Below are 25,759 nucleotides of genomic sequence, written 5' to 3' on the forward strand. Positions count from 1 at the left end.
TATCAATTATTTAATAATTCTTACTGAAGAACGTATTGTTCCTGAATAGCCTCCTAAATCTATCGTTATATACCATCTTCCTAAATTTGGAATTGAAACTCTATAAGGAGATTGAGTTACATATCCTCCGTAATATTTATGATTTTTTCTATGTTTATAATTTGAAAAGTTTGAACTATCCATAAGTTTAACATTTGCAGCAGTCCCTGCTAAAGTCACTTCAACTATTTCTCCACCGCTTAATTGTCCTAAATCATGTACTTGATATTTCATTAATTTTTATTTAAAGCATTAGTTCTTTTCAATAGATGAAAAATTCTTAGGAAAATTTACAAAAATTAATTCGCAAAATCTTCCGAGATAATAACCTTCAAAATCTTTAACTTCCCCAGTGTAACTATCAAACTTAAAAACTTGTGATGTTAAATATTCATTGTTATTATCTTTTGTTAGTTTTATAACACCTTTTTGGCCCCATTGCCCAGTATGTTTTAAATATTCTGTACCGTCTATTATTAATATTTCCCATGTGGATAACCTTCCATCATTAATAAGTTTTATAATTTCGTTTTTGAAATTAGTCGCATTTGATGTTTTGAACTTTAGTGTCATAATATTATTTTTCTCAAAAGTATATAACTTAACTTGTTGAAAATTATGGAAATCCATAATTTTCTAAAAAAATAATTTAGTATGTAAGCCTGAAGCTTGCAGCAATGAAATACAATAAGAAAATGTTAAATTTAAAAACAACCTCCTGCTGGTATGAGGATCATGCTCGTACTACAAAATAAAGCACAGCATGAGCTTAAAGTTTGCGCTAACGGAGTACGATGTAGAAATCTATATATTCGAGACATCTCCTGCCAAAGCCACCCGAATTCTTCAAACTTCCCAAACAACCTCAAAACAAACCTCCCAACTCCTCCGTTTGTTTAAAACAACCCTGTTTGTAATCTCCGGAGGACTCCCGAAGTCTCCTGCAAGTTGCGGGAAAGCTCCGGAGGGCTCCGTTTATTTAAAACAACAGTGTTTGTGAGTTCCGGAGCACTCCGTTGGTTTAAAACAAGATTGTTTGCTACCACAAAAGTTTTTTTTATATTTGATTTCTAATTCATTAATTAAAACACAAACAAATGAAAATTGCACTCACTAAACTGAGCACCAAGGACCTTGCGACTCTGGCTCAAAGAATTATTTCGAACGCACAATCAGGTAAATATCCTGCCATTACCAACCATCCTCTTATTACGGCTTTACAGAATTCTTATACGCTGTATGATCAGGTGTATGCCAAGCAGGTTTACAGCGGAAAAGGGAAGGATGTATCAACAGCGGATGATGAAAGGGATATGGCCTATTCCAGTCTGAAGGCCTTCCTGAACGGATACCGGAAACTGCCCTCCGCAGCGAACCGCCAGGCAGCTGAAGATCTGTATGCGGTTTTTAAAAAGTTCGGGCTGGATGTTGACCGGTTAAGTTATTCTTCGCAGACCGCACAGATGGGCAAGCTGATTGAGGAACTGGAAACTGCTGAAAACACGCAGAAAATTACCCTGCTGTCTCTTACTGCAGCATTTGCAGAAATGAAATCTAAGCATGAAAATTTTGAGGTAATCTTTGCAGGCCAGGCAGAAGCCAATGCCGAACTCCGCCAGATGACCAGCGCAAGCGCCATCCGCAAAGATCTTGAAAAGAACCTGAAATCTTACATCAATTTATTAACCGCCATGAAAGACGTTACCGGATGGGAGCTGTTCTATAACGATACCAATGAACTGGTAAAAGCGGCGAAAAATTCTTATCAGCAGAAAGCCGGCCGGGAAACAGAAACCGGATCATCCGGAAATGCTTAACCATCCGGTAAAAAATATTTCGACACCGTTGCTCATATCTTACTCCCGCAGGCCTTCCTGCGGGAGATTATAGTTAAAGGAAATCTAAACAAACTTATAAATGATGATACCTTGTATGATATATTTCCTATATTTGTCTCATAAACCGATACTTAAAAGCATGAGATAATGATAGCAGAAATAGAAAAATACATCGAGATCCAGAACAATATAGATGAGGTCCTTAAAAATTCGCCTTTCAAAATGTCATATATCATTGAGAAATCCGGAATTAAGAAACCTACATTCTTCAAGAAGCTGAAGGAAAAGAGATTTACGCCGGAGGAGCTTCTGGTAATTTCCAAAACCATAGAAGTGAAACCGTGGCGCAATGAAACCAAGGAAGAGACTCTGGAATCTTTGAGAAAAACTGAGCAGGATTTCAAAAATGGTAAAGGAATTCCGGGTGAAACTGTTTTAGAAGATATGAGAAAACGTATTGAAAAATATAAAGATGATGCGTTAAGAAATATCTGAAAAAGCGCAACAGGATCTTTTAAATATAGAATCTTATCTTTTGGAAAAATGGTCAATTGATGTTTTGGAAGATTTCTTTGAGAAATTTAAAAAAGCAATTACTATTTTGCCTGATAAAAAAGTTATCTTCCAGAAGTATGAAGATACAAATTTTCATAAACTGCTTATAACAAAATACAATTCATTAATTTACAGTTATGAAGAAAACGTTTTATATATTCATAGAGTCCTTCAGAACTTTCAGGATCCGGACGAAAATTATCATGCTTTGAAATAAAAAATAAAATATGAAAAAAATAGGAATCATCGGCTGCGGCTGGCTCGGAAACCACATTGCAGAACGGCTGGCAGACCGGTACGAAATTTTTGCAACTACCACGACACCGTCTAAAACAGGTGAGCTGGAATCTAAAGGTTATCATGTTACTTTGGCAAGTTTTCCGGATGAAGCGGATTCCGAAACAGAACCGTGGAACGCTGCACCGGATCTGGATGCCATCATTATTGGCGTTCCGTTTTCCGGGATACGGGGAGCGCAGGTTCCGATGACGGGGAGGCGGGAAAACCTGCTGAAATTCATCGGGGATTACAGAGGGCAGATTTTCCTGATGAGCTCAACCGGAGTCTATCCCCAGGCCGAAAAAGAATTTACGGAAGATGATCAGCCCGCTGCGGAGGTGGAAAGTGAACGTTTCATCTTAGGAAAATTCCCACAGGCCAATATCCTGAGACTGGCCGGATTAATGGGCGGTGACCGGCTTTTAAAGAATTATAATATTTCCGGACTGGATCAGCTGGTGAACCATATCCACTATGCAGATATCTGTTCGGTGATTGAGAAAATGCTGGAAAACCAGTCACAATCTAAAGTATACAATGTGGTGGCGCCTGTGCATCCCAACAAAGAGGAGGTGATCAATGCGCAGAAAGACCTTCCGTATTCGGGTGAACGTATCGCAGAAGGCAGAACCCTATCGCCTGCAAAATTAATTTCAGAGCTGGATTTTGAATTTCAGTATCCGGATCCGCGGTATTTTCACCTGGTGAATGCTTAAAAAATAAACCTGCTGTTGGGCAGGTTTATTCTTTTATTATGTCGGAGACTTTTATATTCCCGCAGATTCCACAGATTTTTATGGGAATTTAATCTGCCGGGGCTGAGAAATTCAGCATGGTTTATTTAAACCGGTCTTTCCGTTTTATTTTTACAGGCAGGTGAATCAGGTTATTGATCTTCTATGTGCTGCCATTTTTTCATATTCCGACTGGATGAGTTCTTTACCGTAGACTTTTTCCAGCCGTCTTATGGTAAAATGCCCTTTGGCCATATCCTGGAAATGATTGATGAAAATGGTATTAACGATGGCTCCGCCCGCTGCACCGATGGCAGGAATGGCCTGGGCTGCCACTTTTTCCGTTACCTGGATATTAAACCGCGATGCAATTTTCACGACCAGTTTTACCAGCTGGGGCGCGCTTTTATCTGCCACCGCATTTTTTGTGATAAACTCAGCCGCGCTGCCCACCGATTTTGATAAGGCTGCCCTGACGGTAAAATAACCGCTTTCGGTGGCATCATCGGACTGGCTTTTACCGCCCAGGGCAAAAACTTCAAGACAGGCCAGTTTCGTAGCCGGATCATTGATGGATTCGCCTTCGCTGCGTGCAATGTCAATAATGGAGCGCAGCATAATGGTTGTGGAAAGGGGAAGTTCAATAGCAAGCGCCGGAAGACCGAAAAAACCGCCGATGGCACCGGATGAAGCAACGCCTATTTTATGCCATAAGTTTGAAGCTTTGGAATTTGGTGACTCTTTCATGGTCAGCACCGCGGCATCAGCTGCTTTCAGCAAAGCGGTTTTTGTAATTTCGCCTATTTTTCCGTTCCAGCTGGCCGGGAGGCGTTCCAGTCCTTTTTCAATAGGGGAGCCGATAAGGTTTGTTATTTTGGCGGCTATTCCGGGGTTTTCCAGAATCTGCATGGCCGTGAATAATTCCTGGTGATGATCTGCGGATATGTTCATGATCTGATAATTGGTAATAAATATTGATTAATAATGTAATGTGGATCTTAATGATTTATATAGCGAACCGCCGGCCCGGATGAAGTTCCGAAAGAATTTTATATCGGGAATCCTATTCTGGGTATCCGGATAGGTTCTCAGTCTATTTTCCTCTGTATGGCGGAAAACATCTGAACGGACGTATGGCGTTTTAAAATGCACGGCGGGTAACAGTATAATTGTAAGCTTAAAAATACGGAACATTTTTAAAAAACGGCCTACCACTTTTATCATTTCATTTATTCCCTGTTTTTGCTTCTTTTTCAGCCCGGAATATTTTTTAGTTAGGAAGTTAATCATCTGTCAGTTAAGTATATCATGTCATATCTTCAGTGACAATTTTTCATTTTGGGTGACAGATTTTCACGCTCCGGCATGTGGCATATTGTTTGAAAATATTCAGATGAGTTCATTAAAATTATGTTTAACCTTTTAAAATTCGTTTGTTATGTCAATCGTAAAAAGAAACAGCGGCAGCATGCTCCCTGCCAGTCCACGCGCACTGTTCGATGACTTTTTCAGCCGCGAACTTTTTAACTGGGGCAATACTAATTTTTCTTCCACTTTAACCACCGTTCCTTCGGTGAACATCATGGAAAATACTGATCATTTTGAAGTGGAAGTAGCCGCACCGGGAATGGAGAAAAAAGATTTCCAGATCACCCTTGAAGGCAACCTTCTGACCATTTCATCTTCCCGAAAGAATGAAACGGAGAAAACCAAAGACCGCTATACCCGTAAGGAATTCAGCTACCAGTCTTTCCGGCGAAGCTTTGAGCTGGCCAAGGATGTGGTGGATGAAGAGCATATTGAAGCAAAATATGAGAACGGCGTTCTGAAGCTCACCATCCCTAAAACGGAGAAAGCGAAGAAACAGGCACCCCGCCTGATCGAAATTCAATAATACAATGACTTTACTGCAATTGGTTTTCCCCAGGAAAACCAATTGTTATTTCGTGATGTTTTGTTTAATCTCTGAATGTATTTTAAAGATCAAATAACCGTATTATATGGATACATTACTTTTATCGGTATCTGTTCTGTGCCTTACCACCACCGGACTGATCTTCCTGCTGAAAAAGTTCCGGCAGCCTTATCTTATTGCCTATATCATAGCCGGGATTTTATTGGGCCCGTACGTCCTGAAAGTATTTACCGAAATCCATCAGATTGAAGTAATCGGTGAAATGGGGATTCTCCTTCTGATGTTTTTTCTCGGGATGGAAATCAATATCCCGAACCATCACAGCCTGGTTATAAAACCGCTGATTGCCCAGGGAATCAAGATCCTGCTCAGCCTCGCATTTGCCTTCCTTATCGGGCATTTCATCGGCCTTGAATTCAGGAGTACGATCCTTGTGGCCATATTATTTACTTTTAACAGTACGGCAGTTGTGAGTGAATTTCTTAAAAAGCACAATACCCTTCATACCGCTTTCGGGGTTACTATTCTTAATATTTTGATTGTGCAGGATCTGCTGCTCGCGCCTGTCCTAACGCTGCTCAAAGCCTGGAGTGGGGAAGAGGCCCGGTTATGGAATATGGTTTTGCCGGTTCTTTTCAGTGTGGCGGTTTTCCTGCTGTTTAAGAAAATAAGGAATGCCCAGGAGATCAGGATGCCGAAGTTTTTTGCCAGTATTGAAAACGACCATGACCTGCAGGTATTTACCGGGCTGCTGATCTGTCTGGGATTCGGGCTGCTTGCTGAATTCATCGGGCTGAGCAGCGCACTGGGAAGCTTTGTGGCGGGAGTGATGGTAGGACGGCTGAAAATGCTGAACTGGCTGGAGCATTCGCTGGTTCCGTTCAAGGTTTTTTTCATCACGCTGTTTTTCATATCGGTTGGGCTGAGGCTGGACCTTGCGTATTTCTATCAGCATTATGAAATCATCCTTCTCGGGACCTTGTTTGTGTTGATCAGCAACAGCCTGATGTCTGCCATTGTTTTCAGGATATTGCGGTACAGTTGGAAAGACAGCTGGTACGGCGGGGCCTTACTGTCGCAGACCGGGGAATTCGGAATCCTTGCTTTGGCCATTGCCTATAAAACAGAGATTATTCCTTATGACCTTTACAAAGCCGGGTTGTGCATCACCTGTCTTTCCCTGTTGTTGTCAACGGTATGGATTACGGTTTTTAAATCGATGACGGATAAACGGTACTCAGGACGGCATTCTTTAGGCTGAGCTGGTTGCTTTAATCCAATATTTCTGAACGGTTAAGGTTGGTTTTTGAAAATTATTAATTTAGTACTACAGTTTTGCGCCGGAATGCATAAAATCTTTTGTCCGTTTCCAACCTTTTCATTAAATCAGGCATCTATACTGTTAAAGATAAAAGATTTAATATGAAAATTACAATACCTCAACCCTGCCATGAGAACTGGGATACGATGACGCCGGATGAAAAAGGAAGATTTTGCTCAGTATGCTCAAAAACAGTCAGGGATTTTACAGCGGCTTCCGATGAAGACATTGCCACCGTTTTTTCCGGGATTTCCGAAACGGTATGCGGACATTTCAGGGCTTCGCAGCTTAACCGCGATCTCCAGTATTCCCATATCAATTCCCTTTTTGTTAAGTTTGCGGTAGGTTTTGTAGTGACAGCAGGAGGAATTATCCCTATCCATGCCCAACAGCAGGAACCACAGGAAAAGGTAATAAGACAATCAAAAGTAACAGGAAAAGTAATGCCCGGATTGATAAAGAAGGATACGGCGGATACCCGGAACCTTGTTTTAGGTGGCATCCACCGGGTACGCCTGGACACATACCGGCCTTTATACGTCATCAATGGCAAAGTGAGCACGGAAAGTGATTTCAAAGCCCTTGACACGAAATCCGTTAAAGAGTTACAGGTACTCAAAGGGGCTTCTGCGACTGATCTCTATGGTGAAAAAGCTAAGAACGGAGTAATCCTGGTCACGGTAAAAAGAAAGAGAAAATAATAATGACTAAAAGATAATTTATTGAAAAAGTATACTGTACAGCATTATGGAAAACAGTTTGTTCTGCTTACGGAAGCTCGTGAAGAAATTGGAAGAATAGCAGATGTAAGCAATTTTTTTTCTTTAAAGCATTATATTATATTCAGATCCCGAAGCTATGACATCCGGAATGTCGGATTTTTAAAAAATGATGTTGAACTTTTCAATGCAAATGGAGTAATTTATTTTACGGATTTAGCCAAAGAGCGCATTATTAAATCCGGTAAAGAGGTAAGGGTTTATTATTTTAAATTGGGTAAAACCAGCCGTTTATCTGAAAAAGGAAACCTGCTGGCAGAAATAAGTGAAGAAAGAAACAGATCTAAGGAAACGGTTTTTCATATGGCGGCTGATGATGGTGTTGATGATCTGCTGATACTGCTGTTCCTGCATTATTCTACAAAAGAATTTAATGGTATTGGTGGAGACGGAGACTGAAATTTATCAAACCGGATCTGTACATTTCGTCTTATGATCCCGTTATAGCCGAAGTATATGAATTGAATAGTTAACCCTGGAGTACAGCAGTTTTTTAGATAACAGAAATGAAAACAGGAAACAGATTAACCTGATTCATTCATTACCTGTTCACCAGTATTTTTTCGACAGAATCAAGAATTTCTTTTTCTATCATATCTTCATCAAGTGTTTCAAGCGTATAGGTCTGGGGTTTCATGGCTGCTGTTCCGGTACCATTCTGGAAAATAGTATCCAGGTGAACCCCGATTCGCTTTAAGTTTTTATCCGCCGTAAACATGATATGCGGAAACTTGTCGTTTGCATAAAAATTAGAATTTACATTCCTTGAAACCTGAAGTCTGATATGGCATTGGGAATGGATGCCCGATCCGGTGGTATGCTCTTCACTGAAGGTGATTTTACATCCAAATCCGTTTTCTCTCAGCATCCTCCTGAACTCCTGCATTTTGGGATCTATAAAATTTTTGCACAGGTTTTTGAAACCTTCAATAAACAGGTCTTCTTCGCTTTTCTTCTTTTCCAGGCTTTCTCTCCGCTTCTGCTCCTCCGATTTCAGATTTGAGAACAGAGTATTCAGCTTATTTATATTTTCTTCCTTCATGGGTATGGTATCTGGCTTTAAACAGTCTGTTGTTTCTTGCTAAAGCCCAACGGTTATTATTTTTCAAATATAAAGAAAATTACAAAAATGAATTTGATGACACGGATTATAATCTGTGTTTAAAGTTATGGCAATTTTATAGGTTACTCACGGTTTGCAGATCTACGGATTATTAGGGAATATGAGTTAAAATAAAATACCCATATTAATTCTCATTCAAAAACCCCGTAAATAGAGCAAATCTATTAACCTTCTCTTTTTAAAGTCAAATTTTACGGCTACCTTTATTCTGTTCAAATATCAATTCACCATTATTTATTAAAAAAATAAAAGACTTATGAGTTCAGAAAACACGACTTCATTCCATAACCTGTTCAAACCTGAAAACGAAATCCCTGAAGAATATAAAGTACCCGAGATCCATCAGCGCGTCTATCTCCTTAACGGGGAACTGGTAGAGTGGAGCGGTGAGGTAACGGAAATTTATTCACCGGTCTGCATCCGTACGGAAAACGGACTGGAAAGAAAGCTGTTGGGAAGCATCCCGAACATCAGCCCGAAAGAGGCGATGGAAGTTTTGGATGCTTCGGTAAAAGCCTATAACAACGGGCTGGGCGAGTGGCCTACCATGTCCGTAGAAGGGCGTATCAAATGTATGCAGAAGTTTGTCTACCTGATGATTAAAGAACGTGACCTCATCATTAAACTGCTGATGTGGGAGATCGGGAAAACCCTGGCTGATTCTACCAAGGAATTCGACAGAACCGTAGATTATATTAACCAGACCATTGATGCCTTAAAAGACCTGGACAGGGAATCGTCAAGATTTCAGCAGGCCGAAGGTACGATTGCACAAATCAGAAGGGCACCGCTTGGCGTGGTGTTGAGCATGGGGCCGTTCAATTATCCTTTAAATGAAATTTTTACGACGCTGATCCCGGCACTGATCATGGGAAATACCATCCTGTTTAAGCTTCCCAAGCATGGGGTTTTAGCACACTACCCATTATTAAAGGCGTTTAAAGAGGCTTTCCCGAAAGGAACCGTCAATACGTTATACGGAAAAGGAGCAGAGATCATCACGCCAATTATGGAAAGCGGAAAAATAAATGTCCTGGCTTTTATCGGTTCCAGTAAAGTGGCCAACGGGCTGAAAAAGCTTCACCCCAAAGTAAACCGTTTACGCGCGATCCTGAGCCTGGATGCAAAGAATGCAGCCATCGTGACCAAACATGCGAATCTGGATGTGGCGGTAAGCGAATGTATGCTGGGTGCGCTTTCATTTAACGGGCAGCGGTGTACGGCGCTTAAGCTGATCTTTGTACAGAAAGAAGTGGCAGAAGAGTTTACCCAAAAATTAACCGCTGCAGTTTCAGCCATGAAGGCCGGCCTTCCGTGGGAAAAAGATGTAAAGATCACGCCGCTTCCGGAAGTGAACAAGCCGCCTTATTTAAAAGAATGTATTGATGATGCCGTTTCCAAAGGTGCAAAAGTACTTAACGAAAACGGAGGCCTGACTGAAGAATCTTTTGTTTTTCCTGCTGTGGTATATCCTGTTAACAGTGATATGAAACTTTATCATGAAGAACAGTTCGGCCCGGTTATTCCGGTGGTTCCTTTTGAAGATATCGAAGAGCCGATCGACTATCAGGTGAATGCTTCCCACGGGATGCAGGTAAGTATTTTCAGTGAAGACCCGATGGAGGTTTCCAAACTGATTGACCCGTTTGTTCATCTGGTAAGCCGTGTAAATATCAACTGCCAGGCGCAGAGAGGCCCTGATGTTTTCCCATTCACCGGAAGAAAAGACAGTGCAGAAGGCACGCTTTCCGTTTTTGATGCACTGCGTTCATTCTCTATCCGTTCTTTGGTAGCGGCAAAAATCACGGATTCCAATAAAACCCTGTTGAATAGCATTGTCAGGGACCACGACTCTAATTTCCTAAGTACTGATTATATTTTTTAATCTGAAAATTTTTAATAAACATTAAGCCATATTTTAAAGCAGATTTCACATATGATAATTAATAGTTATCATAAAAAAAACGGTCAGCAATTGAATGCTGGCCGTTTTTTTTATATACTGACAGAAGTTATTCAGTGGCTAAAAACCCGCTGATAATGCTGTTCAGTTCCTCTGCGTGGGTAACATTTAATCCATGTGGTGCACCTTCGATAATCCTGAATTCATTGTTGGCAATTCCCCGTGCCGCCTGCTGACCGGCCGTTTCAATAGGGACTACTTTATCATCATCGCCGTGTACAATCAGGGTCCTTACATTCACATTACCGAGTTCCGGGCGGAAATCTGTATTGGCCCAGCTTTCTGCACATTTAATGGTAGCAATCGGGTTGGCGCATGACGCGATAGACCAGTCGTAATCCAGCTGTTTCTGGCTTACTGACTTTGAAAGCAGTCCGTAGTTGTAAAAATCTTTGTGGAATGATTCCAGGAAGGTAACACGGTCGGTCTTTAAACTTTCCATAATCGTATCCAGCTTTTCCTGTGGAACACCGTCCGGGTTGTCTTCTTTTTGTTTTACCACCGGAATGATGGAAGAAATCAGGGCTACTTTGTCTACGTTTTCAGAACCGTAGTTCGTCAGGTAACGTACCACTTCGCCGCCGCCCATGGAAAATCCGAAAAGGATTACATTTTTCAGCTCCAGTTGGGAGATTAATTCATGAAGATCCTGCGCCAGGCTGTCGTAATCATATCCGTCCGCAGTAGGTGATGATTTTCCGAAACCTCTTCTGTCATATGAAATAACACGGTACCCTGAATTCAAAAGAACGGGAATCTGCATTTCCCATGATTTGCCGCTTAACGGCCATCCGTGGACCAGAATAATGGGTTGTCCGGATCCGAAATCCTCATAATAAAGTTCGACATTCTTATTGTCGCTTTTTGTGATGTAAGGCATATTGATATTTTTTGATGTAACTGAGGGGTCACAAATATTGAGCCATAAAAATCTGGTATAAAATTGATAAATCCAGAAAAGCATCCAATACCTGCATCCGTTTTTTAATTATTTTCACAAAAAGTGTAACAATTTTTTAAAAGAGGAACTAACGTTACAGAGCATAAGAAATCATGGCCTCAGCAGAACAGGAATTTTTACAGCAAATCGAAAAACATAAAGGAATCATTTTTAAGATTTCCAAAATGTATATGGATAAAAAAGATGACCGGGATGATCTCTTTCAGGAGATTACCTATCAGGTCTGGAAAGCCTATCCTTGTTTCAGGGGCCAGAGCGAATTTTCTACGTGGCTGTACAGGATTGCCCTGAATACAGCCATCATATTCCTTAAAAATGAAAAGAGAAGAAGTTTTATCGGCCAGGAAGAATTTTCTGATTATAAAATTGTACAGGAAGAATTTGATGCCGGAAAGGAAGAAAAACTGAGTGCCATGTATAAAGCAATCCATCAGCTGAATCCCATTGACAAAGCATTTATCTTCTATTACCTCGAAGACGTTTCCGGAAAGGAAATTGCCGGGCAGATGGGGATTTCTGAGGGAAATGTGAGGGTGAAGATGAACCGTGCCAAAAATAAACTGAAAGAGATTTTACAAAACAATACCACTAACTTTTAAATCAAGAAATTATGAATATAGATGAGCTTAAAAACGCATGGAATGAAGATGATTCCTTTGCAGATACTCCGGAAATAAGCATGGAACAGAAGAAAACCATCCATCTTCCGCTGGAAAAAATGCGTAAGAATATGCGCATGGAATTCTGGTCCACTTTTGCCCTTTTTATTTTCGGATTTTTTATTGTTTATTCCTGTGAAGCACCTTTTAAGTTTAAATTTTACATGTCCATCTTATTAGCTTCCATGGTGTGCGTCACTTTTTTCTTTTTCAGTAAATTCTTTCAGCTTTATAAAGATATGACGGATCCTGTGATGAAGACGTCTGAAAGCCTGAAAGACCTTTTATACCAGTTTGATTTAAACAAGCAGTATTACCTTTCGTTCTACCTTACTTTTGTTCCGTTCCTGGTATGTGAACTCATTATTGTCATGGAATTTATCCCACGGTCGCAGCCTCTTTCCGATGCAAAAATTGCCACTGTGCTTATCGGGACTCTGATCTTCGGATTATTTGCTCTGTTTGCTGTCGGGACTTTCTGGTTTAAAAGGCTGTACGGGAAATATATTCTGCAGATCAGGAATCTTTTGAATGAATTGGAAAAATAGATTACGGCGGGCTTTCAGCCCGCCGTAATCTATTTTTACTGTATATAATAAGCCGGAAATTCCCGGAGCAGCGAATATAAATCGCGCCATTCAAAATAATCCGGGCTGACACTGCTTACCTCTTTAAAACCACGGTCTTTAAATAATTTTTTCGTCCGGGTCACATGGAAATACTGGGAAACGACCATAATACTGCTGAACTTCAACTTTTTCCTCAGCTGTAATGTGTTTTCAACCGTTGCCCTTGTATTGTTCCCAAAGTTATCCACTGTAATCAAAGAATCGGGAATGCCTCTTGAAATAAGGAATGCTTTCATCCGGTCTCCTTCGTAATAGCCTTCTTTTCCCAGTCCTCCGCTGACCAGGATCTTTCTGATCCGGTGGCTTTTGTACAAATCGATTCCGCTTTCAAGACGCTGTTTAAGCCTTTCTGACAAAGTACCGTCCTCATTCACTTTGCTTCCCGGAATAACGGCAAGGTCTGCTTTTTTACCGTCATCAGAAATACCGTCAACTATAATGAACACAGAATGAATGATAAACCATGCCATAAGTACGGATACAGTAATTTTAAAAACGGTGAAAAGCTTTTTTATCATAAAATAGGATGGGTCTATTTCGTTTTTGCTGTTTTTTCTCTTTGGATTTCATCCATCACCCAGTCCAGCTGAGGGTCACTCTTCCTGATGATATCGTTTAGGGTCTCTTTGATGGCGACATCCGGAAGGACCCCTTTTTTGGTGTTGGTAAAGGTAATATTGGGCTGTACCAGTACCAGCCCGATGGGGAGGTCGATTTTAGAATTCGGAAGCTGTTGGTAAGAATAAAAGCCGGCTACCGTACCGTCATTGGCACCTCCTGTCTCTTCACCAACCAGAACCGCCCTTTTGTCATTTTTAAGTTTCGCCGTAAAAATAGAAGATGCTGAAAAGCTCCCGCCGTTCATCAGCACAAATACCTTTCCGGTAAAAACATTTTTGTCCGGCTTTGCTTCCTTGTCAGCTTTCATGCGGTAATAAAATTTCCCGTCTTTCTCATAGGTACTGAATGTCTGGGCAAAGAAAAAAACCGGGTAGGTAATTCCTTTGATAATATATTCCAGCAGGCTGCTTTTACGGAAATAGTTTGTTTTCAGGGGAGCGGTTTTTGATGTTACCAGCGAAGGTTTTACCAGAACATAAGGTTCCGGGCTCAGATAAGAATACAGGTTATGGATTTCTTCCAGGGATCCGCCGTAGTTGTTTCGGATATCAATAATCAGGTATTCAGATTTTGCTTTTTTAATCCTGCTGAACGTTTCACTGTAAAATTTTACGGAATAGGCTCTTGAAAAACTCTTTACTTTAATATACGCAACACTGCTGTCGGCATCCAGAAACTTAAAATGACGGTTGTAGGAATCACTGAACGCTACGTAATCATTGATTTTTTTCTCCGGCGTCCGTTTTTTCTGTGCCTTATCTTTTTCGAGATCTGCCGTGTTCTTTGTTTCCCTCGTCAGGAAATAGGTTTTTTTATCTCCGTTGTACAGAGTTTCCAGTTTTGCCCCGTTTTCATATCCGTTCTCTGCCACATAAAAATAAAAGAGCCAGTCTTTCAGGAAATAAGGCTGGAAGGTCGTATTAAAACCGTCGCTGTTGATAAGCTGCCCGTATTTTTTGACATAAACCGAAGCCGGAACCGAATTGATGGACAGGATTTCCGTTCCCGGCTTAATCCCCTGGATTGAATCTTTGTTTTCTGTAATATAAAGGCGTTCCCCCTGAACATAATACCCGAAACGGCTGAACATGGCTTTCTTGTTTTCCAGTGCCTTGGTGTCCTTTCTTGAAAGTCTTTTCATCGGGATTCTCAGCGAAAGATGCGCTTCGCGGATATCTGAGATCACCGGCTGTAATTTAAAATAAAATTCCAGCGGCGTAAGCGGCTCATGGATTGTTTTTTTGACACTGTCAAATTTATGGTCCAGGTTTTCTTTTGAAATATACCAGTAGAGTTGGGGGTGCAACTCTTTCAGCCTGGAATAGGCAAAATCTATATCCGCTCTCAGTTTTTCCGGAGGGAGGCAGGATGATCTCTGCTCATTGTGCTTTCTGGTTGATGCGCAGGAAGTTACTATAATGAGTAAGAAGATGAGGAAACAGTTCTTCTGCAATTCTTGTTGTATTGGATTCCAAAAATAAAGAAGTTTAGCCATTATTCTGAAAATAAATTAATGATTATTTCAATTAATTTAAAGGTTTACGGTTTATGGATCGTCATATGCTGTAATATCATACATTTGATGCCTTATAAAAAATGATGTACACCATAATTGCCATAGCCGTTTTAGTTGTTATCCTGTATTTTGTAATTACCGGACGGGAGGTCTTCGGCGCAGAAGCCAAAGGGGAAAGGCTGGAAAAGATGCGGCGGTCAGAACATTATAAAGACCGTCAGTTTCAGAATCTCAGTATCACGCCGTCGCTTGCAGAAGGATATTCCATGCCGAAGGTAATGCTTGATTTCTTTTTTAAGAAAAAAAATCCGCTTTTAAAACCTGTAAAAGATATTCCGGCGGTACATACCGACCTTAAGAACCTGCCTGCAGACCGGGACGTTTTTATATGGCTGGGACATTCATCCTATTATATGAAGTTAGACGGTGTCTCTTTTCTGGTGGATCCCGTGCTGAGTTCTTACGGCTCCCCGTTCCGTTTTTTTAACAAGGCTTTTGCCGGGGCAGACCTGTTTATTCCTGAAGATATTCCTCATATTGACTACCTGGTCATTACCCACGACCATTATGATCATCTGGATTATCCTACTGTAAAAGCCATCAGGAGCAGGGTAGGGAAGGTAATCCTGCCGTTGGGCGTCGGTGCGCATTTGGAAAGATGGGGATATGAGCCCGGACAGCTGATTGAAGAAGACTGGGGAACTGAAGCAGCTTTAAAGAACAATATTAAAATTACTTTTACCCCTGCCAGGCATTTTTCCGGACGTAAGACGAGAAGGAATGTTACCTTATGGACTTCCTATGTCTTGGAAACCCCGTCTCAGAAGTTATTCTTGGGAGGAGACAGCGGTTATGATACCCATTTTAAGATGATCGGCGAAAAATACGGCCCTTTTGATTACGCCATTATTGAAAACGGACAGTATAACGAAGCCTGGAAGTACATCCATGCGCTGCCGGAAGATGTGATCCAGGCCAGTATAGACGTGAATGCCAAAAATATTATCCCGGTGCATTCCTCAAAATTTGCCTTGGCGCTGCATGCATGGAACGAACCTCTGGAGCAGGTTACCCGCCTCGGAAAAGATAAAAATTTGAATGTCCTGACTCCGATGATCGGCGAACCGGTTGACCTGAATGAATCTCATCATCAGTTTAAAAGGTGGTGGAACGATTAAAGTTAAGCATGCCAGATTTTTTTATACCTTTCCGGATGGTTTTCAAACTGCTGCCTTACAAACTCGCATTCAGGATCTACTAGTAAGTCATTTTCTTCGGCATATCTTACCAATTCATCCAGTAATATCTTGGCATAACCCTTACCTTCATATTCTTCGTCGAGCTTGGTGTAGTATACAATCAGTACCCTGCCGTCAATCTTTACAGACATATATCCGGATTTTTTTCCGTCAATCAGCAACTGGAGTTCATCCTGATGGGGAGAAACTTGAAATTTTATATTTTCCATAATAATCGTATTTACAGGTTAAAGTGCTTTATTAATCAATGTATTAAAATTAAGGATTTAAAATGAAATTAAACACAATTGAGTGAACTTAATAAATATTTAATTGATTTACATGTTAAAAATTATAAATATTTAACAAATATTATAGATTTAAAAATTGTCTCTGGCATTTTATTTGACCATCATACATCATTAATCAAAAATGGAAAAAATGAAAAAGTTAATATTAACAGCGGTGTTTCTAGGAGCATTCGGCTTAAGTTATGCACAGTCCGATTATTACAATGATTACAGAAGAAGTGTCACGGATGTCAACTGGCAAAGCGTGATTTCAGATCTTGTACTGTCAAACACCCAGGCAAACCAGGTATATGCATTAAATGACCGTTACCGGGATTACAATTCCTGGAACAGTGTGTACGTCGGTAATCCTGACCGGTGGAGAAATGACCGGTACATGGAGCTTGAAAGGATCATGGGGAAGGATAAATATGCAAAGTTTAAAAATAAATATTACAAAGGGCAGAATCCTGTAGCTGTTTATAACAGAAGTAAAAATAACGATAAACGTTATAAGCACATGAATAAAAAAGTAAAGGTCCAACAGGCCAAACACCATGGAAAAAAGAATCATTAAGAGCAGTGATTGAAATATATTCATTGCCAACCGATTGGCTGTTCTCCGGAGCAGCCAATTTTTTTGTTAATTAATGAGGCAGGTTTGTTTGATTTTTATAATTTTGAATAATGGAATCTAAAGAAACAATAAAGGGATTTTATGAACGCAATGCAGATCAGTTCGGCTGCGTAAAAACTCCCGGGATAGGGCACTTCAATGTATTCTCCCGTGATCACTGTTCATTCATTACGCCTTACAGCAGAAGAGATTATTATAAAATTTCATTGATAATAGGCAGGGGAACGCTTCATTATGCTGATAAATGGATTTATGTTGACCGTCCTGCTTTACTGTTTTCAAATCCTGTAGTCCCTTATTCATGGGAAGCGGAGAATGAAGACCAGAAAGGCTTCTTCTGTCTTTTTACCGATCAGTTCCTGCACAACGGCAACCGCCTCGGAACCCTTCATGATTCCAAACTTTTCAAAGTTGGGGGAACTCCTGTTTTCTTTGTTGATGAATGGCAGCAGGAAACGGTAAATGGACTTTTCCATAAAATGATGGCCGAAATCCAGTCAGATTACGTGCATAAATATGATATGCTCCGGGCTTATCTCCACCTGCTGATCCACGAGACCATGAAAATGAATCCTGCAGATAATTTTGAACCGTATCAGAATGCTTCGCAACGGGTGGCTGTCCTGTTCATGGAGTTGCTGGAAAGGCAGTTCCCGATTGACAGCCCGGAACGTTACCTGAGACTGAAAACCCCGACTGATTACGCAGATAGCCTTTCTATCCATGTCAATTCGCTCAACCGGTCCGTTAAGGAAATTACCGGGAAAACCACCACGCAGCAGATTACCTCAAGGATTATCCATGAGGCGCACGCACTGCTGAAGCATACAGACTGGAACGTTTCTGAAATTGCATACGGACTGGGTTTTGAAGAACCTGCCTATTTCACCAATTACTTTAAAAAGCAGACAGGAATGACCCCGAATGCCGTAAGAACGGCTGTTGTTTGATTTTTATAATTCTTCGTTTGATTTCTATATTGAAACCGTACCGTTTCTGTTATAATTTTGTCCTGTTAATTTAAATCACAAGAACTTATGAAATTCAGAAAATTAGGAAACACTGGAAAAGAGTTGTCTGCCATCGGTTTGGGATGCATGGGAATGAGCTTTGCTTACGGCCCCGCAGACGAACAGGAAAGCATACAGACTCTTCATAAAGCACTGGACCTGGGCGTAAACTTCCTGGATACGGCAGACATGTATGCCAATGGGGAAAATGAAAAACTGATCTCCAGAGTGCTGGTTCCGAACCGCGACAAAATTTTTATTGCGACAAAATTCGGATTCAGGTTTAAAGATGGCCAGGCGAGTCACAGCGGTGCCCCGGGAACATACTTTGACGGTTCTCCGGAATGGATCAGAAAGGCCGTTGACCTGAGCCTTCAGCGGCTGAAGATTGATGAAATCGACCTGTATTATGCGCACAGGGTAGACCCGGATATTCCGGTTGAAGAAACGGCAGGCGCAATGGCCGAACTGGTAAAGGCCGGAAAAGTAAAATACCTCGGACTTTCGGAAGCTTCTGCAGAATCAATCAGGAAAGCACATGCCGTGCATCCGATCACTGCTTTACAGTCGGAATACTCACTTTTGACACGTGATGTTGAAGGGGGGATTTTATCCGTAATCCGTGAGCTTGGCATTACCCTGGTTCCTTATTCGCCGCTGGCAAGAGGGCTGTTTTCCAACATCACCGAAGTTCAGCATTTCGGTAATGAAGATTTCAGGAAATCGCTGCCGCGTTATCAGGAAAAATACCTGGAAAATAACAGAAACCTGGCTGCAGAAATCAATGCATTTGCATCTTCCAAAGGAGTTAAGGGAACACAGCTGGCTTTGGCCTGGGTACTGAACCAGGGCGAAGACATTATCCCGATCCCGGGAACAAAACGCATTAAATACCTTGAAGAGAATATTGAAGCCACAAACCTTGAACTTTCTTCATCAGATCTGGAAACCATCGATGCCATCCTGAAAAAATATCCGGATACCGGGGAAAGATACAGTGAAGGCTCCATGAAACTGGTAAACAACTAAAGACAATACGGATCCGGGTTTCTGATAAGCACAGGGATCCGGATTTTATTACAAAAGATTAGAAACAGCAATGGTTACACTCAAAGAAAAAAATAAATTTATTGCCACTGTTCTGGCATTTGCCGTAATCCCGATGTCAGGGCTGGCAACGGATATCTATCTGCCTTCCATGCCGAGTATGGCCGTCGGGCTGCATCAGCCGGAAAGCAATATCCAGCTTACCTTATCGATATTTTTAATCAGCTACGGGCTGACCCAGTTTTTTGCCGGAAGCATTGTTGATTCATTCGGGCGGTATAAAATCTCCATGATCTCACTGGCCCTGTTCGTGGTTTCATTCCTGATTACCGCAACTACCCAGAATATTTTTGTAATCTACGCGATGCGGGTTCTGCAGGGCATGCTGTCTGGGTTCGCCGTTGTATCAAAACGGGCTTTTTTTGTGGATGTCTATGATGGGGAAGAACGGAAGCATTACCTCAGCATTATGACCATTGTCTGGTCGGTAGGACCTATTATTGCTCCGTTTATCGGTGGGTATCTGCAGAAAATTTTCGGATGGCAGTCGAATTTTTATGTGCTGGCCGGATACAGCCTGCTGCTGTTCATTCTGGAGTTTGTCTTTTCTGGGGAAACGCTGAAAAAAAGAAATCCTTTTCATTTTGAGTTTTTACTGAAGGAATACAATTCCATGTTTAAAGCGAAAGATTTTTTTTACGGAATGATTATGTGCGGACTGAGCTATTCCATGATTATGTTCTTCAATCTGTGCGGATCATTTATTATCGAGCATAAAATGGGATATTCGGAAGTAGTGGCCGGGTATGTTTCGCTGATCCTTGGATTTGCCTGGATGACGGGTGGTTTTTTAGGAAAAGCACTGATCAACAAAGCGTTTTTACCCAAGATCCGGTATGCAAATTTTGTACAGCTGGGACTGATTATCGCTATGTTTGCCGCTTCTTATTTTTCCAATAACATTTACAGCCTGGTGGCTTTTGCTTTTTTAATTCATATTACGGCCGGGTTTATTTTCAACAATTACTTCTCCTACTGTATCGGCCGTTTCCCGAATTCTGCCGGAATTGCAGGCGGGCTGACAGGTGGGGTGGCCTTTATCATCACCTCAGCCATCAGCTACGGTATTGTGGCTGTTATAAAACCTCAGGTTCAGCTGGAAGTGGCAGAAGGGTATTTTGTGCTGGGGATTTTAGGATTGCTTGTTCTAAGCATGATTAAACTGAGAAAAGCGCATGGTTAATAATTAAGAATCTGACGGCTTTTAAAACAGATATGAACATAGATAATCAATCCTGTATTTTTAGCTTGCGTAAAAGTATGATACAATTAATATATCAAGAAAAGAATATCGATCTGATCAAACTGAGATTCTTCCTCATGTCAGAATAACAAATAATATGTAGTCTGATGCTGTTTTAAAATCATTTGTGCTTTAGCAGAAACAAGAAAGCTCCTTTTTAAAAAGGAGCTTTACTTTATTTTAATCGGTTCAGGAATTAAATTCCGTCAATAATTTCATTCAATACCGTACTTGGTCTCATGGCCTGATACGTTTTAAACTTGTCGGTTTTGTAGTAGCCGTCAATATCCTGCGGTTTACCCTGTGCACCAATTAATTCTGAATTAATAACCTCTTCGTTTTCCTGCATTGCTTTCGCAATTGGAGCAAACTGAGCCGACAGTTCAGCATCTGCTGTCTGGTTGGCCAGTGCTTCTGCCCAGTACATGGCTAAATAGAAGTGAGAGCCTCTGTTATCAATCTGTCCTACTTTTCTTGCAGGAGATTTATCGGTAGCTAAGAATTTAGCATTCGCTTCATCCAGTGCATCGGCTAAAACCTGGGCTTTTGTATTATTCTGAGTCTGTGCAAGGTGTTCCAAAGAAGCCTGAAGCGCTAAGAATTCACCTAAAGAATCCCATCTCAAATAACCTTCCTCAACAAACTGTTCTACGTGTTTCGGTGCAGAACCTCCGGCTCCGGTTTCAAATAATCCGCCGCCGTTCATCAAAGGAACAATGGAAAGCATTTTTGCAGAAGTCCCCAGTTCAAGAATCGGGAAAAGGTCTGTTAGGTAATCTCTCAGTACATTTCCTGAAACAGAAATGGTGTCTTTTCCTTCTCTTGCTCTTTTCAGGGTTTCTGTCATGGCATCTTTCACATCAAGAATCTTAATGTCAAGTCCGTTGGTATCGTGATCAGCTAAATATTTTTCAACTTTTTTGATCATTTCCCGGTCGTGAGCTCTCCCTTTATCCAGCCAGAAAATCGCAGGCGTATCGGACAGTCTGGATCTGTTCACTGCTAATTTTACCCAATCCTGGATTGGGGCATCTTTTGTCTGGCACATTCTGAAGATATCTCCTTTTTCTACCTTTTGGGAAAGAAGAACGCTTCCTGCTTCATCCTGAACTTCAATCGTTCCGTCGGCAACAGCCTGGAATGTTTTGTCGTGAGAGCCGTATTCTTCAGCTTTTTGAGCCATCAAGCCTACATTCGGAACAGAACCCATGGTTGTCGGGTCTAATTTTCCGTGTGCTTTCATATCATCAATAACAGACTGGTAGAAACCTGCATAAGAACGGTCCGGAATAATACAAACCGTATCTTCCTCATTCCCGTCTTTGTTCCACATCTTACCGCCGCCTCTTACCAGGGCTGCCATAGAAGCATCAACAATGATGTCGGAAGGAACGTGGAAATTGGTAATCCCTTTGTCAGAATTTACCATGGCTACTCTCGGTCCGTTAACCAGCGCTGCCTCAATATCCCCTTTGATATTGGCTTCCTGCTCATTTCCTTTGATTTTATCGAAAAGATCAGCAAGACCGTTGTTCGGGTTAACATCCAGAGACCTGAACGTTTCTGCATATTTGGTAAATACTTCCTTGAAGAACGTTTCTACGATGGCCCCGAAAATAATAGGATCGGAGATTTTCATCATCGTTGCTTTCAGGTGGGCGGAAAGCAGAACATTTTTGTCCTTCGCTTCGCTGATTGCCTGCTCTACAAATGATTTCAGGGCATTAAGGTTCATTACGGAAGAATCGATTACTTCTCCGGCCTGAAGATTGGCGAAATCCTTTAATAAAGTTTCTGCACCGTCGTTCCCTTTAAATACGATTTTGAATCGGGTAGCGTTTTCTAAGGTTGTTGATGTTTCAGTACCGTAGAAATCTCCCGTATTCATGTGGGCAACATCCGTTTTGCTGTCAGATGCCCAGTCACCCATTCTGTGAGGATTGGTCTTGGCGTAGTTTTTAACGGCTTTAGGAGCACGTCTGTCAGAATTTCCTTCTCTTAACACCGGGTTTACGGCACTTCCCAATACTTTGGCATATTTGGCCTTGATTGCTTTTTCCTCTTCGCTCTTAGGTTCTGCCGGATAATTCGGAACTGCGAAACCTTTAGACTGTAATTCAGCAATGGCAGCATCCAATTGGGGTGCGGAAGCAGAAATGTTAGGCAATTTGATAATGTTCGCATCGGGCTGGGTGGCCAGCTGGCCAAGTTCCGCCAGAGCATCACCGATTTTCTGGTTATCATTCAGGAACTCCGGGAAGTTGGCTAAAATTCTTCCTGCCAAAGAAATATCCGGAACGGCGATCTCAATATCTGCTGATTTGGTAAACGCTTTTACAATCGGTAAAAACGAGTGTGTTGCCAACATAGGAGCCTCATCCGTAAGGGTGTAATAGATTTTTGATTTGTCTGACATTATACTGTTATTTATTATTTGATTTTTTAAGACTCACAAATTTAGTTAAAAATTAATTTTTTAAGATCAATCCTAAATAAGATTTTCCACTTTAAGAATTATTTAACCTTATTGTAAGGTAAAAACTTTCGGTTTTGATTAAATTTGGGAAACATTTAAAAATAAAATTATGTCAACAACCATTACTTTAAAAGGAAACGAAGTGCATACGATAGGGACTTTACCGTCCGTAGGAACAACCATCAGGGATTTTGCACTGGTAGATTCCGGCCTGAATGTAAGAACACTGGAAAATTTTGACGGCAAGAAAAAAGTTTTCAATATTTTCCCAAGCATTGATACCCCTACCTGTGCAGAATCTGCAAGAAAATTTAATGTAGAAGCCTCAGGCCTTGAAAATACCGTGGTAATCAATGTTTCTAAAGACCTGCCTTTTGCATTGGGAAGATTCTGCGCTGCTGAAGGACTGGATAATGTAGAAACCCTGTCGGATTTCAGAGGGACTTTCGGGGACGATAATGAACTGACAATCTCAGATTCACCAATGAAAGGTCTGTTGAGCCGTGCGGTAATTGTTACGGATGCAGACAACAAAATTGTTTATACCGAGCAGGTTTCAGAAATTGCTGATGAACCTGACTATGAGGCCGCTTTGGCAGCACTGAAATAATCCGGATACAATATATAAAGCCCTGTGAAGATTATTTTTTCACAGGGCTTTTCTTTTTATATACTAAAATCCTTTTTCACCTTTAATTCAGGCAGCTGATCCTGATCATTTAAATCCAAACAGTTTAAACCGTATCTTTACATTATGAAACGTTCCGGAACCGCAGATTTACCTCTTCACTATGGCAAAGTACCGCCCTGGCTGTACGAGCGCATGTCCGTTCTCGGTCTTTCCGTTATTGAGGTTATCCTCATGGATTACGGAAAAGACGAAGTGCTCAGGAGGCTTGCTGATCCTTTCTGGTTCCAGAGTTTCGGCGCGGTGATGGGAATGGACTGGCATTCTTCCGGCATTACCACTTCCGTAATGGGCGCTTTAAAGCGTTCAGTCAATCCCAATTCACAGTCGCTGGGGCTTTATATCTGTGGCGGAAAAGGAAAGTTTTCCCGGGAAACACCGTCGGAGCTGATTCAGATTGCCGATAAAACCGGCCTGAACGGAAATGAACTGGTAAGAGCCAGCAAGCTATCTGCAAAGGTGGATAATACGGCAATCCAGGACGGATATCAGCTTTACCTGCACAATTTTATCCTGGCCGATAACGGAAACTGGAGCGTGGTTCAGCAGGGAATGCATGAATCAGACGGTACGGCAAGACGCTACCACTGGCATTCCGGAAATATAAAATCTTTTGTAGAAGAACCTCACACCGGAATCAACGGGATTTCAAGAGGCCGGATCCTCAATCTTACCGATGCGGAAGCTTCCGGAAACCGGAAAGGAATCCTTGAAATTTCCCATACCGATTCTGCAGAAATCATGAGCGATTTTTCCAGGCTGATCCTTCCGAACCATCATCATGTAGAGGCTTCCGATGTAGATCTGAAACGCCTCGGGGCACTTTTGTATGTGACAAGAGAACGGCAGCCGCAGAATTTTGAGGATCTGCTGATGCTCGAAGGGGTCGGTCCGCGTACCATGCAGTCGCTGGCCCTGGTCAGTGAAGTAATCCACGGTGCACCGTCAAGATTTAAAGATCCCGCCCGGTTTTCCTTTGCCCACGGAGGGAAAGACGGCCATCCCTTTCCTGTGCCCACCAAAGTATATGATGAAAGCATCAGCATCATTAAAAAAGGAATTGAAAAATCAAAGCTCGGAAATTCCGATAAGCTGCGGACGTTAAACAAACTTCATGAGATTGTGGTAAAAACGGAGCAGAATTTTATTCCTGATTTCGATATTCAGCAGGTTATCGAAGAGGAGAGGCAGAACTCATGGCGCTTCGGTGGTAAAACCGTTTTCGGGGATGCCAAAAAACCATCTCCTCCTAAATCAATCCAGCTTTCCCTGTTTTAAACTGATCTGTCAGATCGCTCCATCATTAAACAGATCAAATCATCATCATGCTGAACATGATAAGGAAATAAAGTCAAACAAGGTAATGCTCTGACGTTCTGTGTACAGCATCCATCCATCTGTTACAGGAATAACAATATAAAATGCTTGTGTTTAATATTTTTTATTATTTTTAAAGCATTAAAAAACATTGACTTGAGCACAAATAAAGCCCTGGAAATCTGCTACGACTTTCCCTTTTTTCTGTCTGAAGAACTTGAAGAAATCTTTCAGGCTCATGAAACCGTATATTTTAAAAAAGGAGACTGCATCCTTAAAGAAGGAGAAACGGCCAATGAATATTACATTATGGAAAAAGGCCTGGCGCGTTCGTTGGTCAATGATTTTAACGGGAATGAAGTCACCACCCACTTTTTCACGGAGAATGAAATTATCATCGAAGTATCTTCCCTGTTCCAGAGAATCCCGTCACAGGAAAATATCGTCTGTATTACAGACTGTGAATGTAAAAGAATGACGTTTGATACTTTCCAGGAACTGTTCCATAAAATCCCCAATCTGAGGGAGTGGGGAAGGGCTTGGATGTCTCAGCAGCTTTTTATCTACAAGCAGCGTTCGCTGGATGTATTTACCCTGTCCGCAACAAAGCGTTACCTCAGCCTTCTGGAGCAGAAACCACAGGTTATAAAATTCGCCCCGCTGAAGCAGATTGCTTCTTATCTGGGGATTACCGATACTTCCCTGAGCCGGATCCGCAAGGAGCTGCTTTCTTTTGATGCCACAAAAATGTAAATCTTGTCCTATGGCAAGCGAAGTTTCATGGTAACCCGGTAATTTGGTTAAAAATTTAAAGCCTTTAA

General features: G+C 41.4%; 27 protein-coding genes. 18 read left to right on the forward strand and 9 right to left on the reverse strand.

Annotated elements, in window-relative coordinates:
• Positions 1–6 precede the first annotated feature (6 nt).
• Both ASE55_RS14740 and ASE55_RS14745 read right to left on the reverse strand, forming a co-directional pair.
• On the reverse strand, positions 7–273 hold the full coding sequence (locus tag ASE55_RS14740; protein ID WP_056221213.1) for a DUF1883 domain-containing protein: 267 nt from the start codon (positions 271–273) through the stop codon (positions 7–9).
• An 18-nt stretch (positions 274–291) separates the two neighbouring features.
• A complete protein-coding gene (locus ASE55_RS14745) occupies positions 292–669 on the reverse strand; it encodes a hypothetical protein (protein ID WP_056221215.1) in 378 nt (125 codons plus the stop codon).
• Positions 670–1,136: 467 nt separating this feature from the next.
• Here ASE55_RS14745 and ASE55_RS14750 point away from each other — a divergent pair, with 467 nt between their 5' ends.
• From ASE55_RS14750 to ASE55_RS14765, 3 genes are all read left to right on the forward strand, one after another.
• Positions 1,137–1,856, forward strand: coding sequence for a DUF6261 family protein (locus ASE55_RS14750; RefSeq protein ID WP_056221216.1), 720 nt, complete (start codon positions 1,137–1,139; stop codon positions 1,854–1,856).
• Between the two features lie 168 nt (positions 1,857–2,024).
• Positions 2,025–2,372: a hypothetical protein gene (locus ASE55_RS14755; protein WP_056221221.1), complete on the forward strand. Its 348-nt coding sequence runs from the start codon at positions 2,025–2,027 to the stop codon at positions 2,370–2,372.
• A gap of 287 nt (positions 2,373–2,659) precedes the next feature.
• The gene (locus ASE55_RS14765; RefSeq protein WP_056221225.1) at positions 2,660–3,427 is read left to right on the forward strand and encodes a hypothetical protein; all 768 of its coding nucleotides are present in this window, start codon (positions 2,660–2,662) and stop codon (positions 3,425–3,427) included.
• Positions 3,428–3,592: 165 nt separating this feature from the next.
• Here the strand turns inward: ASE55_RS14765 and ASE55_RS14770 are convergent, their stop codons facing one another.
• Entirely contained in the window at positions 3,593–4,396 is an 804-nt protein-coding gene (locus ASE55_RS14770; RefSeq protein WP_056221228.1) for an EcsC family protein, read from the reverse strand.
• A gap of 487 nt (positions 4,397–4,883) precedes the next feature.
• Here ASE55_RS14770 and ASE55_RS14780 point away from each other — a divergent pair, with 487 nt between their 5' ends.
• The 4 genes from ASE55_RS14780 (at position 4,884) to ASE55_RS14795 (ending at position 7,859) form a co-directional block, all read left to right on the forward strand.
• Entirely contained in the window at positions 4,884–5,339 is a 456-nt protein-coding gene (locus tag ASE55_RS14780) for an Hsp20/alpha crystallin family protein (protein ID WP_056221233.1), read from the forward strand.
• A 106-nt stretch (positions 5,340–5,445) separates the two neighbouring features.
• Positions 5,446–6,621: a cation:proton antiporter gene (locus ASE55_RS14785; protein WP_056221236.1), complete on the forward strand. Its 1,176-nt coding sequence runs from the start codon at positions 5,446–5,448 to the stop codon at positions 6,619–6,621.
• Positions 6,622–6,782: 161 nt separating this feature from the next.
• Positions 6,783–7,382 carry a TonB-dependent receptor plug domain-containing protein gene (locus ASE55_RS14790; protein WP_128414587.1) on the forward strand — a complete coding sequence of 200 codons (600 nt, stop codon included), beginning with the start codon at positions 6,783–6,785 and terminating at the stop codon, positions 7,380–7,382.
• Between the two features lie 21 nt (positions 7,383–7,403).
• Positions 7,404–7,859, forward strand: coding sequence for a hypothetical protein (locus ASE55_RS14795; RefSeq protein WP_056221241.1), 456 nt, complete (start codon positions 7,404–7,406; stop codon positions 7,857–7,859).
• Positions 7,860–8,001: 142 nt separating this feature from the next.
• Here the strand turns inward: ASE55_RS14795 and ASE55_RS14800 are convergent, their stop codons facing one another.
• Positions 8,002–8,502 carry a hypothetical protein gene (locus ASE55_RS14800; RefSeq protein ID WP_056221243.1) on the reverse strand — a complete coding sequence of 167 codons (501 nt, stop codon included), beginning with the start codon at positions 8,500–8,502 and terminating at the stop codon, positions 8,002–8,004.
• 337 nt (positions 8,503–8,839) lie between these two features.
• On the opposite strand from ASE55_RS14800, the gene ASE55_RS14805 reads away from it, so the two are divergent.
• A complete protein-coding gene (locus ASE55_RS14805; protein ID WP_056221245.1) occupies positions 8,840–10,468 on the forward strand; it encodes an NADP-dependent glyceraldehyde-3-phosphate dehydrogenase in 1,629 nt (542 codons plus the stop codon).
• Positions 10,469–10,595: 127 nt separating this feature from the next.
• Here the strand turns inward: ASE55_RS14805 and ASE55_RS14810 are convergent, their stop codons facing one another.
• Positions 10,596–11,426 (reverse strand): alpha/beta fold hydrolase, encoded by an 831-nt coding sequence (locus ASE55_RS14810; RefSeq protein WP_056221319.1) that lies wholly within the window; start codon positions 11,424–11,426, stop codon positions 10,596–10,598.
• 173 nt (positions 11,427–11,599) lie between these two features.
• Between ASE55_RS14810 and ASE55_RS14815 the strand changes: the two genes are divergently transcribed.
• Together ASE55_RS14815 and ASE55_RS14820 are read left to right on the forward strand one after the other, a co-directional pair.
• A complete protein-coding gene (locus ASE55_RS14815; RefSeq protein WP_056221247.1) occupies positions 11,600–12,106 on the forward strand; it encodes an RNA polymerase sigma factor in 507 nt (168 codons plus the stop codon).
• Between the two features lie 11 nt (positions 12,107–12,117).
• Complete coding sequence (locus tag ASE55_RS14820; protein ID WP_056221250.1) at positions 12,118–12,714, forward strand: hypothetical protein; 597 nt, start codon at positions 12,118–12,120, stop codon at positions 12,712–12,714.
• Between the two features lie 35 nt (positions 12,715–12,749).
• On the opposite strand, the gene ASE55_RS19960 is transcribed toward ASE55_RS14820, so the two are convergent.
• On the reverse strand, positions 12,750–13,265 hold the full coding sequence (locus ASE55_RS19960) for a YdcF family protein (RefSeq protein WP_082474590.1): 516 nt from the start codon (positions 13,263–13,265) through the stop codon (positions 12,750–12,752).
• Between the two features lie 62 nt (positions 13,266–13,327).
• Positions 13,328–14,869 (reverse strand): S41 family peptidase, encoded by a 1,542-nt coding sequence (locus ASE55_RS14830; protein ID WP_238585062.1) that lies wholly within the window; start codon positions 14,867–14,869, stop codon positions 13,328–13,330.
• A gap of 143 nt (positions 14,870–15,012) precedes the next feature.
• On the opposite strand from ASE55_RS14830, the gene ASE55_RS14835 reads away from it, so the two are divergent.
• Positions 15,013–16,110 (forward strand): MBL fold metallo-hydrolase, encoded by a 1,098-nt coding sequence (locus ASE55_RS14835; RefSeq protein WP_056221256.1) that lies wholly within the window; start codon positions 15,013–15,015, stop codon positions 16,108–16,110.
• Positions 16,111–16,112: 2 nt separating this feature from the next.
• Here the strand turns inward: ASE55_RS14835 and ASE55_RS14840 are convergent, their stop codons facing one another.
• Positions 16,113–16,400, reverse strand: coding sequence for a GNAT family N-acetyltransferase (locus ASE55_RS14840; RefSeq protein ID WP_056221259.1), 288 nt, complete (start codon positions 16,398–16,400; stop codon positions 16,113–16,115).
• Positions 16,401–16,611: 211 nt separating this feature from the next.
• On the opposite strand from ASE55_RS14840, the gene ASE55_RS14845 reads away from it, so the two are divergent.
• The 4 genes from ASE55_RS14845 to ASE55_RS14860 all read left to right on the forward strand — a co-directional run bounded on the left by ASE55_RS14845 (position 16,612) and on the right by ASE55_RS14860 (position 20,397).
• Positions 16,612–17,037 carry a hypothetical protein gene (locus ASE55_RS14845; RefSeq protein WP_128414588.1) on the forward strand — a complete coding sequence of 142 codons (426 nt, stop codon included), beginning with the start codon at positions 16,612–16,614 and terminating at the stop codon, positions 17,035–17,037.
• 110 nt (positions 17,038–17,147) lie between these two features.
• The gene (locus tag ASE55_RS14850; RefSeq protein ID WP_056221264.1) at positions 17,148–18,047 is read left to right on the forward strand and encodes a helix-turn-helix domain-containing protein; all 900 of its coding nucleotides are present in this window, start codon (positions 17,148–17,150) and stop codon (positions 18,045–18,047) included.
• Positions 18,048–18,134: 87 nt separating this feature from the next.
• Complete coding sequence (locus tag ASE55_RS14855) at positions 18,135–19,136, forward strand: aldo/keto reductase (RefSeq protein ID WP_056221267.1); 1,002 nt, start codon at positions 18,135–18,137, stop codon at positions 19,134–19,136.
• 70 nt (positions 19,137–19,206) lie between these two features.
• Positions 19,207–20,397 carry an MFS transporter gene (locus ASE55_RS14860; RefSeq protein WP_056221269.1) on the forward strand — a complete coding sequence of 397 codons (1,191 nt, stop codon included), beginning with the start codon at positions 19,207–19,209 and terminating at the stop codon, positions 20,395–20,397.
• Positions 20,398–20,653: 256 nt separating this feature from the next.
• Here the strand turns inward: ASE55_RS14860 and ASE55_RS14865 are convergent, their stop codons facing one another.
• Positions 20,654–22,873 (reverse strand): NADP-dependent isocitrate dehydrogenase, encoded by a 2,220-nt coding sequence (locus tag ASE55_RS14865; protein WP_056221272.1) that lies wholly within the window; start codon positions 22,871–22,873, stop codon positions 20,654–20,656.
• 169 nt (positions 22,874–23,042) lie between these two features.
• On the opposite strand from ASE55_RS14865, the gene tpx reads away from it, so the two are divergent.
• From tpx to ASE55_RS14880, 3 genes are all read left to right on the forward strand, one after another.
• Positions 23,043–23,543, forward strand: a complete 501-nt coding sequence (gene tpx / locus ASE55_RS14870) for a thiol peroxidase (RefSeq protein ID WP_056221273.1) — start codon at positions 23,043–23,045, stop codon at positions 23,541–23,543.
• A 144-nt stretch (positions 23,544–23,687) separates the two neighbouring features.
• Positions 23,688–24,899 carry a DUF763 domain-containing protein gene (locus ASE55_RS14875; RefSeq protein WP_056221276.1) on the forward strand — a complete coding sequence of 404 codons (1,212 nt, stop codon included), beginning with the start codon at positions 23,688–23,690 and terminating at the stop codon, positions 24,897–24,899.
• Positions 24,900–25,094: 195 nt separating this feature from the next.
• Positions 25,095–25,691: a Crp/Fnr family transcriptional regulator gene (locus ASE55_RS14880; protein ID WP_082474592.1), complete on the forward strand. Its 597-nt coding sequence runs from the start codon at positions 25,095–25,097 to the stop codon at positions 25,689–25,691.
• Positions 25,692–25,759 lie beyond the last annotated feature (68 nt).

The organism is Chryseobacterium sp. Leaf201 (assembly GCF_001421435.1).
Lineage (GTDB): Bacteria > Bacteroidota > Bacteroidia > Flavobacteriales > Weeksellaceae > Chryseobacterium.

Coding starts and splice junctions, on each gene's coding strand:
- ASE55_RS14740 (WP_056221213.1), bottom strand. CDS start 273: ATGAAATATCAAGTACATGATTTAGGACAATTAAGCGGTGGAGAAATA.
- ASE55_RS14745 (WP_056221215.1), bottom strand. CDS start 669: ATGGATTTCCATAATTTTCAACAAGTTAAGTTATATACTTTTGAGAAA.
- ASE55_RS14750 (WP_056221216.1), top strand. CDS start 1,137: ATGAAAATTGCACTCACTAAACTGAGCACCAAGGACCTTGCGACTCTG.
- ASE55_RS14755 (WP_056221221.1), top strand. CDS start 2,025: ATGATAGCAGAAATAGAAAAATACATCGAGATCCAGAACAATATAGAT.
- ASE55_RS14765 (WP_056221225.1), top strand. CDS start 2,660: ATGAAAAAAATAGGAATCATCGGCTGCGGCTGGCTCGGAAACCACATT.
- ASE55_RS14770 (WP_056221228.1), bottom strand. CDS start 4,396: ATGAACATATCCGCAGATCATCACCAGGAATTATTCACGGCCATGCAG.
- ASE55_RS14780 (WP_056221233.1), top strand. CDS start 4,884: ATGTCAATCGTAAAAAGAAACAGCGGCAGCATGCTCCCTGCCAGTCCA.
- ASE55_RS14785 (WP_056221236.1), top strand. CDS start 5,446: ATGGATACATTACTTTTATCGGTATCTGTTCTGTGCCTTACCACCACC.
- ASE55_RS14790 (WP_128414587.1), top strand. CDS start 6,783: ATGAAAATTACAATACCTCAACCCTGCCATGAGAACTGGGATACGATG.
- ASE55_RS14800 (WP_056221243.1), bottom strand. CDS start 8,502: ATGAAGGAAGAAAATATAAATAAGCTGAATACTCTGTTCTCAAATCTG.
- ASE55_RS14805 (WP_056221245.1), top strand. CDS start 8,840: ATGAGTTCAGAAAACACGACTTCATTCCATAACCTGTTCAAACCTGAA.
- ASE55_RS14810 (WP_056221319.1), bottom strand. CDS start 11,426: ATGCCTTACATCACAAAAAGCGACAATAAGAATGTCGAACTTTATTAT.
- ASE55_RS14815 (WP_056221247.1), top strand. CDS start 11,600: ATGGCCTCAGCAGAACAGGAATTTTTACAGCAAATCGAAAAACATAAA.
- ASE55_RS14820 (WP_056221250.1), top strand. CDS start 12,118: ATGAATATAGATGAGCTTAAAAACGCATGGAATGAAGATGATTCCTTT.
- ASE55_RS19960 (WP_082474590.1), bottom strand. CDS start 13,265: ATGGCATGGTTTATCATTCATTCTGTGTTCATTATAGTTGACGGTATT.
- ASE55_RS14835 (WP_056221256.1), top strand. CDS start 15,013: ATGATGTACACCATAATTGCCATAGCCGTTTTAGTTGTTATCCTGTAT.
- ASE55_RS14840 (WP_056221259.1), bottom strand. CDS start 16,400: ATGGAAAATATAAAATTTCAAGTTTCTCCCCATCAGGATGAACTCCAG.
- ASE55_RS14845 (WP_128414588.1), top strand. CDS start 16,612: ATGAAAAAGTTAATATTAACAGCGGTGTTTCTAGGAGCATTCGGCTTA.
- ASE55_RS14850 (WP_056221264.1), top strand. CDS start 17,148: ATGGAATCTAAAGAAACAATAAAGGGATTTTATGAACGCAATGCAGAT.
- ASE55_RS14855 (WP_056221267.1), top strand. CDS start 18,135: ATGAAATTCAGAAAATTAGGAAACACTGGAAAAGAGTTGTCTGCCATC.
- ASE55_RS14860 (WP_056221269.1), top strand. CDS start 19,207: ATGGTTACACTCAAAGAAAAAAATAAATTTATTGCCACTGTTCTGGCA.
- ASE55_RS14865 (WP_056221272.1), bottom strand. CDS start 22,873: ATGTCAGACAAATCAAAAATCTATTACACCCTTACGGATGAGGCTCCT.
- tpx (WP_056221273.1), top strand. CDS start 23,043: ATGTCAACAACCATTACTTTAAAAGGAAACGAAGTGCATACGATAGGG.
- ASE55_RS14875 (WP_056221276.1), top strand. CDS start 23,688: ATGAAACGTTCCGGAACCGCAGATTTACCTCTTCACTATGGCAAAGTA.